Source organism: Providencia sp. PROV200 (assembly GCF_049901995.1).
Taxonomy (GTDB): Bacteria; Pseudomonadota; Gammaproteobacteria; order Enterobacterales; family Enterobacteriaceae; genus Providencia; species Providencia rettgeri_E.
Map to the genome: position 1 here is coordinate 636,967 of NZ_CP096307.1, position 13,922 is coordinate 650,888.

The 13,922-nt window shown below is 41.3% G+C and carries 10 protein-coding genes and 1 pseudogene; 8 read left to right on the forward strand and 3 right to left on the reverse strand.

Annotated features, from left to right (window positions below; translation table 11 throughout):
- A complete protein-coding gene (gene ilvN, locus M1E86_RS02720; RefSeq protein ID WP_125892816.1) occupies window positions 1–285 on the forward strand; it encodes an acetolactate synthase small subunit in 285 nt (94 codons plus the stop codon).
- 194 nt (window positions 286–479) lie between these two features.
- Window positions 480–1,142, forward strand: coding sequence for a hypothetical protein (locus M1E86_RS02725; RefSeq protein ID WP_213913986.1), 663 nt, complete (start codon window positions 480–482; stop codon window positions 1,140–1,142).
- On the opposite strand, the gene M1E86_RS02730 is transcribed toward M1E86_RS02725, so the two are convergent.
- Window positions 1,139–1,696 carry a helix-turn-helix domain-containing protein gene (locus M1E86_RS02730; protein ID WP_213913984.1) on the reverse strand — a complete coding sequence of 186 codons (558 nt, stop codon included), beginning with the start codon at window positions 1,694–1,696 and terminating at the stop codon, window positions 1,139–1,141. The two genes, M1E86_RS02725 and M1E86_RS02730, sit on opposite strands and share 4 nt — an antisense overlap.
- A gap of 211 nt (window positions 1,697–1,907) precedes the next feature.
- Here M1E86_RS02730 and M1E86_RS02735 point away from each other — a divergent pair, with 211 nt between their 5' ends.
- On the forward strand, window positions 1,908–2,660 hold the full coding sequence (locus M1E86_RS02735; protein ID WP_102139097.1) for a sulfite exporter TauE/SafE family protein: 753 nt from the start codon (window positions 1,908–1,910) through the stop codon (window positions 2,658–2,660).
- Between the two features lie 94 nt (window positions 2,661–2,754).
- A pseudogene (locus M1E86_RS02740) lies at window positions 2,755–4,037 on the forward strand (MFS transporter).
- A 45-nt stretch (window positions 4,038–4,082) separates the two neighbouring features.
- Here the strand turns inward: M1E86_RS02740 and M1E86_RS02745 are convergent.
- Window positions 4,083–5,771, reverse strand: a complete 1,689-nt coding sequence (locus tag M1E86_RS02745) for a hypothetical protein (RefSeq protein ID WP_213913982.1) — start codon at window positions 5,769–5,771, stop codon at window positions 4,083–4,085.
- 605 nt (window positions 5,772–6,376) lie between these two features.
- On the opposite strand from M1E86_RS02745, the gene M1E86_RS02750 reads away from it, so the two are divergent.
- From M1E86_RS02750 to M1E86_RS02760, 3 genes are all read left to right on the forward strand, one after another.
- Window positions 6,377–7,723 carry an NCS2 family permease gene (locus M1E86_RS02750; protein WP_004260863.1) on the forward strand — a complete coding sequence of 449 codons (1,347 nt, stop codon included), beginning with the start codon at window positions 6,377–6,379 and terminating at the stop codon, window positions 7,721–7,723.
- A gap of 263 nt (window positions 7,724–7,986) precedes the next feature.
- Entirely contained in the window at window positions 7,987–9,636 is a 1,650-nt protein-coding gene (locus M1E86_RS02755; RefSeq protein WP_125892807.1) for a Na+/H+ antiporter, read from the forward strand.
- A gap of 56 nt (window positions 9,637–9,692) precedes the next feature.
- The gene (locus M1E86_RS02760) at window positions 9,693–10,592 is read left to right on the forward strand and encodes a carboxylate/amino acid/amine transporter (protein WP_213913980.1); all 900 of its coding nucleotides are present in this window, start codon (window positions 9,693–9,695) and stop codon (window positions 10,590–10,592) included.
- Here the strand turns inward: M1E86_RS02760 and metR are convergent.
- Window positions 10,477–11,433 carry an HTH-type transcriptional regulator MetR gene (gene metR / locus M1E86_RS02765; protein WP_125892803.1) on the reverse strand — a complete coding sequence of 319 codons (957 nt, stop codon included), beginning with the start codon at window positions 11,431–11,433 and terminating at the stop codon, window positions 10,477–10,479. The genes M1E86_RS02760 and metR overlap by 116 nt on opposite strands.
- A 108-nt stretch (window positions 11,434–11,541) precedes the next feature.
- Between metR and metE the strand changes: the two genes are divergently transcribed.
- Window positions 11,542–13,815 carry a 5-methyltetrahydropteroyltriglutamate--homocysteine S-methyltransferase gene (metE, locus tag M1E86_RS02770; RefSeq protein WP_213913978.1) on the forward strand — a complete coding sequence of 758 codons (2,274 nt, stop codon included), beginning with the start codon at window positions 11,542–11,544 and terminating at the stop codon, window positions 13,813–13,815.
- Window positions 13,816–13,922 lie beyond the last annotated feature (107 nt).

Below are 13,922 nucleotides of genomic sequence, written 5' to 3' on the forward strand. Positions count from 1 at the left end.
ATGGTATTTGAACATCATCCGATTGCTTTAGAGCTAATTGTTCGTAACCACCCAGGTGTAATGTCACATATTTGTGGTTTATTTGCCCGTAGAGCATTTAACGTTGATGGCATTCTCTGTATGCCGATTAAAGATAAAGATGAAAGCCGTATATGGCTATTAGTACAAAAAGATGAGCGCTTGTCGCAAATGATTAACCAAGTTGAAAAACTAGAAGATGTTCGAGAAGTACGCTTTAGTGATGATTTGAGTCTTTTCGAAACAATGCAAAATTATTTACAGTAATTCTGAGATTAAGTTTTATGACCGAATAGCCCATTCAACTGTGTGGGCTATTTTTGTTTGATATTTAATCATAGTGATAAATGGGGTTTCCTAAAGCGAACGATGATGGTATAAATTCAGTTGCTGAACAATAATTTTTCGAATGTATTGTGGGTTTCTATTTGGTAAATTGAATAACAAACAGGTATGAATCTATGCAAAATAACATCTATTTATCGAACACTTATCAGTATGAAATCGAAACTTCCTTACTGGCGCAAGGAGGAGATGATGAGGGTTATTGGGTTGCTTTAAAAGATAATATTTTCCACCCACAGGGTGGTGGACAACCCATGGATACTGCTTGGGTGAATGATATCGCTGTTCGCATTAAGAAACACTCAAGTGGTTTAATTGTGGCATACTTACCAGAAAATGTCATTTTGAGCCAAGATAGCAATGTGGTTGCAAGGGTCGATAAGGAAAAACGTCAGCGTTATGCGGCGCTACATACTGCTGGTCACTTGTTGAATTGGGAATTACGTCGCTTTGGTTGGCTTGCACAAAAAGGCCATCACTTTCCTGATGAATCACGGGTGGAATTTAGCATGATGGAAGGGGATGTCACACCTTTTGAAGAGCTAGATAGTCAATACATTGAAGATATTGTTAACCAAAGCCTTCATAGTGGGCGAGCCGTTGCAATAAAGCAAAAGGGGGATTTGCGGATCAGCTATATCGACCAAACTGAAGAAATGCCTTGTGGTGGAACACATGTTTCTTCGCTAGATAACATTCAGCATTTTTCAATTAAGTCGATGAAATTTAAAAAGGGGACGTTGCGCATTAGTTATGATGCACAACATGCCGCAATTTAAACGCTATCACTAAGGTGAGAGTAAGTCATGACGACGGTTGCTTGCAGTTCTCCTTCCATACAGAGATAACTGTGTGGGAAATCACCACTGAAAGCATAAAAATCCCCCGCCTCTAAGACGACATTTTGGTCGTTATGCAGCCGTAACATGAGTGAGCCAGAATTCACCATAATGTGTTCGTGGGTTCCACTCATATGGGCGGGGCTATTAATGATAGCGCCTCTTTTCATGGTTAATTGCCAAATTTCAGAGATATTTCCCATGCTAATGCGAAACTTAAACTGTTGTGAATACTCTTTTTCATTGGGAGTGGCTTTGAGAAAATAGGGATAGGCCTCATGTTGCCGTGTAAACAGATCGCTTAGTGGAAAGCGCAGGGCAATGGCAATTGACTCTAATGTATCAATGCGTGGGTTTGAATCGCCAGATTCCAACTTGGATAAAGCCGCTTTCGAGATCCCCGATAGACGAGATAGCTCGTTTAGTGAAAGATCTCTTGCTTGCCTAAGTAAACGAATTTTCTGACCTATTTTTAAATTAATTTTTTTATCCACAATGTGTCTTTACCTGAATTTTAATTTATTGTGCTAGTTCTGTATCACTCAGTGAAGCAAATTATACACTCTTAGTTGTATATTGTATTTAAAGTGGCTATTTTGTTTTTTGATATAGATTTGAAATTTAAAATCCGACAAAAATAAAACTATTTTCTGTATTTGAAAGAACCTATAGTGAGGACGTTAAAAAACGTCTGGAGTTAAGGTCATGCCGTTTGAATTATTATCATTAGAAATGGCGATTTGTTTCTCAACGCTACTTTTTGCTTATTTGGTTTTTGGTATGGCGGGGTTTGGTTCGGCCCTCATAGCAACCCCTGTGTTAGCCATGTATTTGCCATTAAATATGATTGTTCCAATTCTTGCGCTAATTGATCTAACCGCCGCAGTTTTGAACTTATTTAAAGATGGTAAAAATGCAGATTATCAGGAAATTAAATGGATAATTCCATTAATGATAGTAGGGAGTTTAGTTGGCGCTGCGATTTTATTAAAAACACGCCCCGATATACTCGTATTATTACTTGGGTTATTTGTTGTAGGTTATGTATTACACGCATTCTTTTCTAAAAAATCAAAATTACCCTTTTCAAAGGCATTGGTTGTCCCATTTAGTTTAGTGGGCGGTGTTTTTAGTGCTTTATTTGGTAGTGGTGGTTTTATCTATGCCATGTATTTATCGAGCCGAATTGAAGATAAACAACGTTTTCGACTCACTCAAATGACGTTAATTGGGTTTAGCACGCTAACTCGAGTGGTGATATTTTTGGTGATGGGAGTGTATCTCAATTTGGATATTTTATTGATTGCTTTAGCTTTTTCTCCTGCTATGTTAATCGGTACGTGGGTTGGGCGGCATATAACATTAAAAATTTCACGTGAAAGTTTTTTAAAATTTATTAATGTTATTATTTTATTATCAGGTATTGCTCTGCTTTATCGATACTTTTTCGTCCTTTAAGTATTTAGAATATTAAAAATAGTTTTATAAAGATAAATAGCAGAATATATAGGTCGTGTTACAATCATCGCGAACATTATTGGTTTTACTAATAATGATGTGGTTTTTTATTTCTAATAACAATCTATTTTATGGAGTTAAAGTCTGTTGTTTTGTTAAAAAGAAACAGATTAATTTCAACATGAGCTCTGATAATCAGCGTTTACAACATTTTCGTCGTTCCCCATCCTTTGCTATTTTTACCATTACAATGAGTATTGCTGTCATTGGTATCGTTATTGGGCTAAGTATTCCAATGGTAGCGCTTAGGCTAAATAATTATGGTATCAATGAGTTGTATATTGGCATTATTTCAGCGGCACCTGCATTAGGCATGTTTTTAATTGCACCTGTCGTTCAACGTATTGTGCGTTGGTCAGGTAAGCGAAAAGCAATGCTATTAGCAACACTTGTTTCTGCTTTAAGTTTATTACCATTATTGAGTTCGTTGCCTCTTTGGTTATTATTTCCGTTACGGTTAGTAACAGGCTTAGCGAGTGGCGTGCTGATTTGTTTGGGAGAAACGTGGATTAATGAATTATCCCCTGAAAATAAACGGGGCCGTATTTTGGCAATTTACACCACTGTATTCACAGTAAGCCAGCTACTCGGGCCTTCCTTTATTGCTTATTATGGTGTGGAAGATAAATCCCCTTTATTGATTTGTACGTTGATCCATTTAATCTCTGTGGCGCTATTTATTTTAATGGACCAAAAAGTCGGTGATCGTTTAGCCGAAAATGCCGAAAAATCTAATTTTTCAATTGTTCAATTTGTGAAAATTGCACCGGGTATTTGTGGTGGAATTTTATTTTTTGCCTTTTTTGATGGAACCATTTTATCGATATTCCCAATTTATGGCATGGGAATGGGGCATACAGAGGCGGTTGCCGCGTTAATGATTAGCGCCATTCTTGCTGGGGATGCCATTATGCAACTTCCTTTTGGCTGGCTAGCAGACCATATGAATAGAGAAAAATTGTACCGAATCTGTGGCATTATCACACTTGCAGCCAGTCTATTATTGCCTTTCCTTATAACTCAACCTTATCTGATTTGGATATTACTGTTTGTCTTAGGGCGACAGCAGGGGCAATTTATACTATTGCGTTGGTGCAAATCGGCCAATATTTCAAAGGGAACGAGTTGATCATTGCTAATGCTGCGGCTGCCATGCTGTGGGGAATTGGTAATTTATCAGGGCCACTACTTGCGGGAATTGCGACTTCAATCTCACCTGTAGGCTTACCGGTGTTATTGGTTCTGTCTGTGACTGTATTTTTATGGTTCACTCGAGAAAAATACAGTGCCCAAAAAGTTGAGCAAGTTACCCAATAAGCTCATTTGCGGTGCTCTACTCAGTCAGCGAGCACCGCAAATAAATTACTCAATAACTTTATACACAACGAGGTTTTCTCGGTATTCATCCGGCCGATGATTGTGCCAGAATAATTCCATGCCTTGCGGTGCTGGTTTAATCGTTTTTGAGAGTACAATTAGCCAGCGGCATTGTTCCGGTTTTTCAAACCGGTCTTGGCGTTGATGTAATACCCCAGTGTAGTAGTAGAGCATCGGCGCTTCAGATTCACCAATATTATCAGATGCCATACAATCATTTTCTGTAAATTGGCCAGTTAAATGCTGGTCTAAATCGACAAAAACCCCTTCGAAACCTTTTGCATAGTCTATCCACCCCAAAAATAAGGTTAAAATTATCCCCCAAACGGCACATAAGCCTAATAACCAGTTTTTCATCATCTGAAAAGCAGGAGGCATAAGGTTTGGAATAATTTTATTGCGTAAAAACCATACCAATGTAATCAACAGAGCACAGATAAATACAACGGGAGAAAATGACATTTGGTAGCTCATGGGGAGCCAGCGACCAAATGGAGCTAGCCATTCTTGCTGATAGCCAGCCAAAGAGATGAAATAGCAGGCCCATAAAAAAAGAATGAGTGCAGACCATAAAACAGCTGCAAAGCGGGCAATATTATTGAGGAGCTTTTCTGGGAAACAAAATAGTGTCTGGGTTCCTAATATGGCCATGGGGGCAATAAAAGGCAGTAAATATAACGCCCGACCAGAAGCTGAAATCTGTAAAAAAACAATACCTAATAAAGGAAATAGCGCTAATAGAAACTCGTTAGAATTCAATAAACGCTTAACTGGGTGCCTTAGAAAATAAGCAACTGCCAGTAAACCAGACGGAAAGGCAAATAAGGAAACCGCTGCTGGGATACGAGTTAAATTCGCTTTTGCCCCTAATTTCTCAACCGAAAAACCAAAGAAGCGACCGATATTATTTTCCCAAAACCATACGATAAACAAATCAGGGTGTTGAAGGTACAGTTGGATAGGCCAAGGTAAAATCGCGATAAAGGCAATTAACCCTGCAGTTAAGCTGTATAACCAAAACTGCTTAGTTCGGCACTGGACGAGAAAAATTGGCGATAAAAATAGGCAAATCCAGAGAACACCTGGGATGAAAACGCCCTTTGACAGCATGGTGACGATGGTTCCAAGAGATAACCAAAGTGCAGACATGTGCATTTTTTGTTGTTGTATCAGCCCCAATAACCCGTACAAGCCAATAGTCGCCCCTGCCATTAGCGCAACATCGGTAAACATATCATGGCTATGCCTGATAACACCGGGAGCGCAGGCATACAGTGCAAAAGCAACCCAAATACGGGTATCGGTGAAGTCTTTGGCATGGAAAAAACGGCGTGCTAAAAGGATAAAAAATGAAAAATTGATAACCGAAAAAATTAAGCTTGCACTACGAGCTGCATCATAAAGTGGCATCAGATTTGAAAGTAAATGAGAGGTAATAGTTGCAACCCAATAATAAAGCGGAGGTTTTTCCATAAATGGCTCACCCGCATTTGTGGGAACTAACCATTTACCTGTTTCATACATAGTGTGAATAATACCAAAACTATAATTTTCATCTTGCTTCCAAGGGCTATGACTATATATTCCTGGTAACAAATACATAGCAAGAAAACCAATAAAGAGTAATAAAATACTCCGCTGCAATATGATTAATGGTGCATTATTATTTGGCATTTTAATGTGTTTTTACTAAATTAAATTGAAACTATAACTGCAGTTGATAATAATTGAGATTATATACTTAAATATATATTTACTCAGTGGTTGATGGCTGTTTTTTTATAAAAAACAATAGGAAACGTATTTTTAGGTACATTTAAAATGACGCATATTACCACCAATAAATAAAATTTCAGCTATTCGTTTTGTAAGAGGATGTTCTAGAATTATATCAAAAAAATAACCGTACTCTTTAAACAGAGACTATATGAAAGGTATTTAGCTATTCTTACGTAACGTAAATGTAACGAAAAATAATCATTATTTAAAAATAATGTTCATTGCATAATAATCTGTATGTTTAGGTATTAAAAAAGATCAAGCAGGCAAGAAATGCTAAAAATGCTTGATCATTTCCCCTATTTAGAATGATAATTGCACCCCTCACAATATGTTTTATTCTAATTTTAAAGCCAAACGATTGCGCAGCTGTTTTCATTGGGGTTTTTCCCCAGTTAGTTTGTTTTTTTCTGAAAAACGTAATCGTTTACGTCAATGTATAGGTTAGTTGTTAGCAGTATTTGAGAGCTTTCGTTTTCCATTAACAGCAGAGGTATACCATGTCAGGCCAACAGGCTTCATCCAGTTGCAAATTGGATTCATTTTTTAAGATAACAGCGCGCGGTTCTTCTGTTCGCCGTGAAATCATTGCAGGGTTAACCACATTCTTAGCGATGGTTTATTCTGTCATCGTTGTACCTGGCATGTTAGGGCAAGCAGGGTTTCCTCCAACCGCGGTCTTTATTGCAACTTGCTTAGTGGCGGGTTTTGGTTCTTTGTTGATGGGGTTATGGGCCAACTTACCGATGGCAATTGGTTGTGCAATTTCACTTACTGCATTTACGGCATTCAGTCTGGTGCTAGGCCAGCAAATTAGCATTCCTGTGGCACTGGGCGCTGTATTCTTAATGGGGTGTTTATTCACCATTATTTCGGTTACAGGTATTCGTAGTTGGATTTTACGCAATATGCCAATGGGGATTGCACATGGTACAGGTATTGGTATCGGTTTATTTTTACTGTTGATCGCAGCGAATGGGGTAGGTTTAGTGATCAAAAACCCAAATGCCGGCCTGCCTGTTGCTCTAGGGGAATTTACGTCTTTTCCTGTCTTGATGTCACTCATTGGGTTAGCGGTCATTTTTGGTTTAGAAAAACGTCGTGTTCCGGGTGGCGTACTCCTTGTTATTATTGCGATTTCAATTATTGGTTTAATTTTTGATCCTGCGGTGAAATATCAGGGCTTCTTCAAGTTGCCTTCATTGGGTGATGATGGGCTCTCATTGGTTTTTAATATGGATATCATGGGTGCATTACAGCCAATGGTATTGCCAAGCTTGCTTGCATTAGTGATGACAGCCGTTTTTGATGCCACAGGCACTATCCGCGCAGTGGCGGGGCAAGCGAATTTATTGGATAAAGACGGCCAAATTATTGATGGTGGTAAAGCATTAACAGCAGACTCCGTGAGCAGTATTTTTGCGGGGGCGATTGGCGCATCTCCTGCGGCGGTATATATTGAATCTGCGGCAGGTACCGCTGCGGGTGGCCGTACCGGTTTAACCGCAGTGGTGGTTGGCGTACTATTCTTATTGATTCTCTTTTTATCGCCACTCTCTTATTTAGTGCCTGCTTATGCAACGGCTCCTGCATTGATGTATGTTGGGCTTTTAATGCTCAGTAATGTCTCTAAGCTAGATTTCGACGATTTTGTGGATTCAATGTCTGGCTTATTATGCGCGGTGTTCATTGTTCTGACTTGTAATATTGTCACGGGTATCATGTTGGGCTTTGCTGCTTTGGTTATCGGCCGTATTTGTGCAGGTGAATGGCGTAAATTGAATATTGGTACTGTCATTATTGCGGTACTTTTAGTGGTATTTTATGCTTCAGGGTTGGCAATCTAAAGTGAATTGCTTCAGGAAGGTGGCTGGCATTGCCACCTTTTTAACTTATTGTATTAATTAATCGTAAAGTCTCAATTTTTTCCCCGAAAATGGATAGCTAGGGATAAAATAGAAAGAAGGCAGTTAATCAAGTGGCTGTGTATGATTTCCACTGGTGGCTGGCTTGGTCTCAATTATCATGGTCTGGACGGTGCTATCTCTTACTATGCGGCGGCAGGCAAAATTTTAGGTTCTAGTCGCTAGGTTAATTCAGTAAGGGCAACATGGAAATTTTCTTTACTATTCTTATTTTGATTTTAGCTGTCTCTGTTTCAGGGGTTGCCGCTAAAATTCTTCCTATTCGTATTCCTCTTCCTCTCATTCAAATCGCGATTGGTGCACTATTGGCTTGGCCACAATTTGGCCTACATGTCACCTTTGACCCAGAACTTTTTATGGTTCTATTGATCCCACCTCTGTTGTTTGTTGATGGGTGGAAAACACCAACACGTGAGTTCTTTCAAAACGGCCGAGAAATTTTTATTTTAGTGTTGGTTCTCGTATTGGTTACGGTTATTGGGATCGGCTATTTAATTTATTGGTTGATGCCAGGTATTCCATTGATTGCTGCGTTTGCTCTCGCGGCTGTGTTATCGCCTACTGACGCCGTTGCATTATCTTCCATTGTTGGAAAAGGGCGTATCCCTAAGCGGATGATGAGCGTTCTGGAAGGGGAGGCATTGATGAATGATGCCTCTGGCCTAGTTGCATTGAAATTTGCAGTTGCAATTGCCATGGGAACCATGGTGTTTAGTGCCTCTGGCGTGACCATTGAATTTTTCAAAGTTGCGATCGGTGGGCTACTCGCAGGTATTATCGTGACTTGGCTGTACAGTAAATCGTTACGTTTAATGAGCCGTTGGAGCGGTGATGACCCCGCGACCCAAATTGTGTTTATGTTATTGCTACCATTTGCCTCATACATGATTGCAGAACATATTGGTTTTTCAGGCATTTTAGCCGCGGTAGCAGCGGGTATGACCATCACAAAATCTGGGGTTATCCGTAATGCGCCATTAGCAATGAGGCTACGTGCTGATAGCGTTTGGTCGATGCTTGAGTTTGTCTTTAACGGATTAGTCTTCATTATGTTAGGGCTTCAATTGCCCGGTATTTGGGAAACGTCTGTTATCCAAGCGGATCTCGATCCAAGCGTAGAAACGTGGATGCTATTTGCCGCGGTGGCAATTATCTATTTTGCTCTACTGCTATTGCGTTTCTGTTGGCTATGGTTGATGAAAAGGTTTAGCCGTTTATTCTTAAAGAAAAAACCGCTGCAGTTCGCTAACTACACTGTACGTGAGCTTTGGCTCGCCTCTTTTGCAGGGGTACGCGGAGCAATCACCTTAGCAGGTGTGCTCTCTATTCCGTTATTTTTAACGGATGGTTCGCCATTCCCTGCCCGTTACCAGTTAGTATTTATTGCCGCAGGGGTTATCTTATTTTCCATTTTTGCAGGTGTGGTCGCTTTACCGCTTCTGCTGCGTAATTTTAAAGTGGGCGACAAAGAAGCGGATGCCAATGAAATTCGAATGGCAAAAGCTGCCATGGCTGAAGTGGCGATTGTCAGCTTAAATAAAATGCAGGAACGTTTATCTGCTGACGTTGATGAAAAACTCGATTCAGAAGATATCAGTGAAGTCGCTTCCCGTGTGACGGGGTATTTAAGACGGCGTACGGCAGGGCAAGATGAAATTGACCATAATTTGCTGATAGAAGACCTTGAACGACGTTTTCGTTTAACGGCACTACGTGCAGAGCGTGGTGAGCTTTATCACTTGCGTGCTACCAAGAAAATCAGTAATGAGACGCTACAAACGTTATTGGTCGATCTGGATTTATTGGAAGCCGTCTTGATCGAAAAAGAGCATTAAAACCAAAAAGCGAGTATTCTAGCCAACATTCTTAAGTTTGGGGCGAAATACAGCATATGTGGTTACTTGTTATTACGACGCTGCTTTGGGCAGCGTCGTTTAGTCTTATCGGCGAATACCTTGCGGGCCAAGTCGATAGTTGGTTCTCAGTATTAGCGCGGGTCGCACTGGCTTCGCTAGTTTTTTTACCTTTCCTACGTTGGCGGCAGTTTAGCGCTAAAGTGATTTCGCTCTATATGCTAGTGGGCGCTTGCCAACTTGGCATCATGTACCTGTTTGTATTCCATGCTTATCAATACCTTACTGTTGCTGAATTTTTGCTTTTTACAGTGTTAACACCGCTATATGTCACGTTAATTTATGACTTATTAGAGCGGCAGAAGCTGCGTAAAGGTTACCTGTTTAGCTCACTATTAGCGGTGATTGGCGCAGCAATTATTCGTTATGACCATTTGAGTGAATCTTTTTGGTTAGGTTTACTTTTTGTGCAGTTGGCAAATATCTTTTTTGCGATTGGACAGGTGGGGTATAAACGACTGATGGAGATACATCCGATCCCTCAACATCAGGCTTTCTCATGGTTTTACCTTGGTGCAACGCTAGTTGCATTGCTTGGATGGCTGCTATTTGGTAATAAATCAATGATGCCCACAACAACGCTCCAGTGGGGGGTCTTATTGTGGTTGGGCATTGCGGCTTCAGGCATTGGTTACTTTATGTGGAACTATGGTGCAACCAAAGTGGATGCTGGAACCCTTGCTATTATGAATAACATGATGGTCCCAGCGGGGTTATTAGTTAATTTTGTTATCTGGCAACAGCATCCAGATTGGCTGAGTTTTACCATAGGGTCGAGCCTGATAGTTGCTTCTCTTTGGGTGCATAAGCGTTGGATCCTTTCGCGGCCTTCACATAAGACAAGTACTCCACAGCGTGATCCGTCGTCGCCTCAGTAAATGCTTCAATAGCTGGCTGGCGTTGCTCTCCTTCACGGCAGGCCGCATACAGCCGGCTCCATAAACCGCTACCCAAAGTTTTGGTTTTTACTAATCCTTGTTTTTCAAATGAATCAACCGCCCAGTGAGGAAGTGCTGCGATCCCCATTTTTGCTGCAACCATTTGAATCAAAATCAATGTATTATCGACATTTTTCACGTTGGGTGACACACCCGCAGGTTGCAGAAAATGGCGCCACACATCGAAGCGATCCCGTTGTACTGGGTAGATAAGCAACGTTTCATCTGCCAAATCATGGGGTTCAATATGTGGTTTCTTGGCTAGAGGGTGGTCATTTGCCACAATCAGCTTCACTTCATAATCAAACATTGGCGTATAGTGGATGCCTTGATCTGGCAAAATGTCAGAGGTCATCACAATATCCAATTCCCTTGAGAGCAATTCAGGTTGTGGGTCGAACGCTACCCCAGATTTAAAATCCACACTAACTTGTGGCCAAGTTTGCCTGAATTGTTGTAGTGCAGGGGTCAGCCACTGAATGCAGCTATGGCATTCAATGGCGATGCGTAACGCACAAACTCCAGGCTCATTACATACTCGAATGGCGTCTTTCACTAATGGCAGAACTTGTTGTGCCAATTGTAATAAAACTTCCCCTTGTGGCGTAAAGCGTAAAGGTTGGCTTTTACGAATAAATAACCGGAAACCTAGCCGATGCTCTAAATCACTAAATTGGTGTGATAAAGCTGACTGTGTCTGGTGCAAGTGTGTTGCTGTTGCCGCTAATGAACCGTATTGGCTGAGCGCTTGCAATGTTTTTAGATGTTTTAATTCGATCATGAGAAACCTTCACGGTGACAATGAAAAATTTGCGCTTGTGCTTTATACAGTACCTGTTGATTATGGATGTGTAAACATCTAGACGGCTAAATATTTTAAGGGGTCAATATGTCTGTTATAAATCATACACTTGGTTTTCCTCGTGTCGGTCTAAAAAGAGAGCTAAAACGTGCACAAGAAGATTATTGGGCAGGTAAGATTGACCAAGCCGCGCTATTAGAAACCGGTTATCAGTTACGTGCGCGCCATTGGCAACAACAAAAAAGTGCAGGTGTTGAGTTATTACCCGTTGGTGATTTCGCTTGGTATGACCAAGTGCTGACAACCAGTTTGCTATTGGGCAATGTGCCGCCACGCCATCAAAATGAAGATGGTTCGATTGATTTAGATACCTTATTTCGAGTTGCTCGCGGTCGCGCACCAACGGGCAAACCTGCTCCAGCAGGTGAGATGACGAAGTGGTTTAATACGAACTACCACTACATCGTGCCTGAATTTCAAAAGGGGCAACAATTTTTCCTGTCTTGGACACAATTGTTTGACGAAGTTGATGAGGCGTTAGCATTAGGCCACAAGGTAAAACCCGTTATCATTGGCCCTATAACCTACCTCTGGTTAGGTAAAGTGAAAGGGGAACCATTTGACCGCTTATCATTACTGAATGAATTACTACCTGTATATCAGGAGATCTTGTCTCGCTTAGCAGAAAAAGGCCTTGAGTGGGTGCAAATCGATGAGCCCGTATTAGTGTTAGATTTACCAGAGCAATGGCAGCAAGCTTATCAGCAGGCTTATCAAGCGCTGTCAGGTTACATAAAGCTGTTGTTAACCACCTATTTTGATGGTGTGAGCCACCATTTAGACTTGATTAAGCAATTGCCAGTGCAAGGTTTACATGTTGATGTGGTCGCAGGCGCTGATGATATTGAAAAACTACACCAAGTGCTACCAGCAGACTGGGTGTTATCACTGGGAATTATTAATGGTCGTAATGTATGGAAGGCTGACTTAGGGGAAAAATTTTTACGGGTGAAGCCACTCTTAGGTCATCGTGATATATGGGTCGGGACGTCATGTTCATTGCTGCATAGCCCAATCGACTTAAATGATGAGACACGTTTAGATGCGGAAGTAAAAAGCTGGTTTGCTTTTGCTGTCCAAAAATGCGAAGAACTTGCCCTGTTAACAAAAGCGTTAAATCAGCCAACAGACAGCCACATTGCTGAATTAGAGACATACAGCGCACCTATTCGAGCACGTAAAACATCAACTCGTGTGAATAATGCATCAGTGGCTCAGCGTTTGGCGGCTATTAGTGAAGGGGATACCGAGCGTTATAGCCCGTATCCACAGCGGGCAGTGCGCCAACGTCAACGCTTTAACTTACCATTATGGCCGACCACCACGATTGGTTCTTTCCCACAAACCAGTGAAATTAGAACGCTACGTTTAGACTTCAAAAAAGGGAATGTGGATAAAACCTACTATCGCACCAATATTAGTGAGCACATTAAGCAAGCCATTAAAGAACAAGAAATTTTAGGTATCGATGTCCTTGTGCATGGTGAAGCTGAACGTAATGACATGGTGGAATATTTCGGGGAGCACTTTGATGGTTATGTATTTACCCAAAATGGTTGGGTACAAAGTTATGGCTCCCGCTGTGTAAAACCCCCTGTAATTATTGGTGATATTAGTCGGCCAGAGGCGATAACCGTGGAGTGGGCAAAATACGCTCAGTCTTTAACGGAGAAACCGGTCAAAGGGATGTTAACAGGCCCAGTAACGATTCTGTGCTGGTCATTCCCACGTGAAGACGTTAGCCGTGAAACCATCGCCAAGCAAATCGCATTAGCGCTACGCGATGAAGTGGATGACTTACAAAAAGCGGGGATCGGCATTATTCAAATCGATGAGCCTGCACTGCGTGAAGGGTTGCCATTGCGTCGAGACGAGTGGGGGGCTTACCTCAAATGGGCGGTTGATGCCTTCAAACTCAGTGCGGCGGTTGCCGATGATGACACGCAAATTCACACCCATATGTGCTATTGCGAGTTCAATGACATCATGGATTCTATTGCGGCGCTGGATGCTGACGTGATCACTATCGAAACATCACGTTCAGATATGGATTTGTTGGACGCATTTGAACATTTTGATTATCCAAATGAAATTGGGCCCGGCGTCTATGATATTCACTCACCAAATGTACCGAATGTGGAATGGATTGTTGCATTATTAAGAAAGGCGGCGAAGCGTGTTCCGGTTGAGCGTTTATGGGTTAACCCAGATTGCGGCTTGAAAACGCGAGGCTGGCCAGAAACTCGCCAGGCATTAGCCAACATGGTAGAGGCAGCGAAACAACTTAGAAACGAACACTAAAATTTAAGTTGGCGAGTTATAGAGGGCGGAGAAACCTGCCCTTTTTGTTTTCCGCATTATTAGTTAAAGATAAAGTTTAATAACTAAACAATTACTGCTATATATTT

Coding starts and splice junctions, on each gene's coding strand:
- ilvN (WP_125892816.1), top strand. CDS start 1: ATGGTATTTGAACATCATCCGATTGCTTTAGAGCTAATTGTTCGTAAC.
- M1E86_RS02725 (WP_213913986.1), top strand. CDS start 480: ATGCAAAATAACATCTATTTATCGAACACTTATCAGTATGAAATCGAA.
- M1E86_RS02735 (WP_102139097.1), top strand. CDS start 1,908: ATGCCGTTTGAATTATTATCATTAGAAATGGCGATTTGTTTCTCAACG.
- M1E86_RS02745 (WP_213913982.1), bottom strand. CDS start 5,771: ATGCCAAATAATAATGCACCATTAATCATATTGCAGCGGAGTATTTTA.
- M1E86_RS02750 (WP_004260863.1), top strand. CDS start 6,377: ATGTCAGGCCAACAGGCTTCATCCAGTTGCAAATTGGATTCATTTTTT.
- M1E86_RS02755 (WP_125892807.1), top strand. CDS start 7,987: ATGGAAATTTTCTTTACTATTCTTATTTTGATTTTAGCTGTCTCTGTT.
- M1E86_RS02760 (WP_213913980.1), top strand. CDS start 9,693: ATGTGGTTACTTGTTATTACGACGCTGCTTTGGGCAGCGTCGTTTAGT.
- metR (WP_125892803.1), bottom strand. CDS start 11,433: ATGATCGAATTAAAACATCTAAAAACATTGCAAGCGCTCAGCCAATAC.
- metE (WP_213913978.1), top strand. CDS start 11,542: ATGTCTGTTATAAATCATACACTTGGTTTTCCTCGTGTCGGTCTAAAA.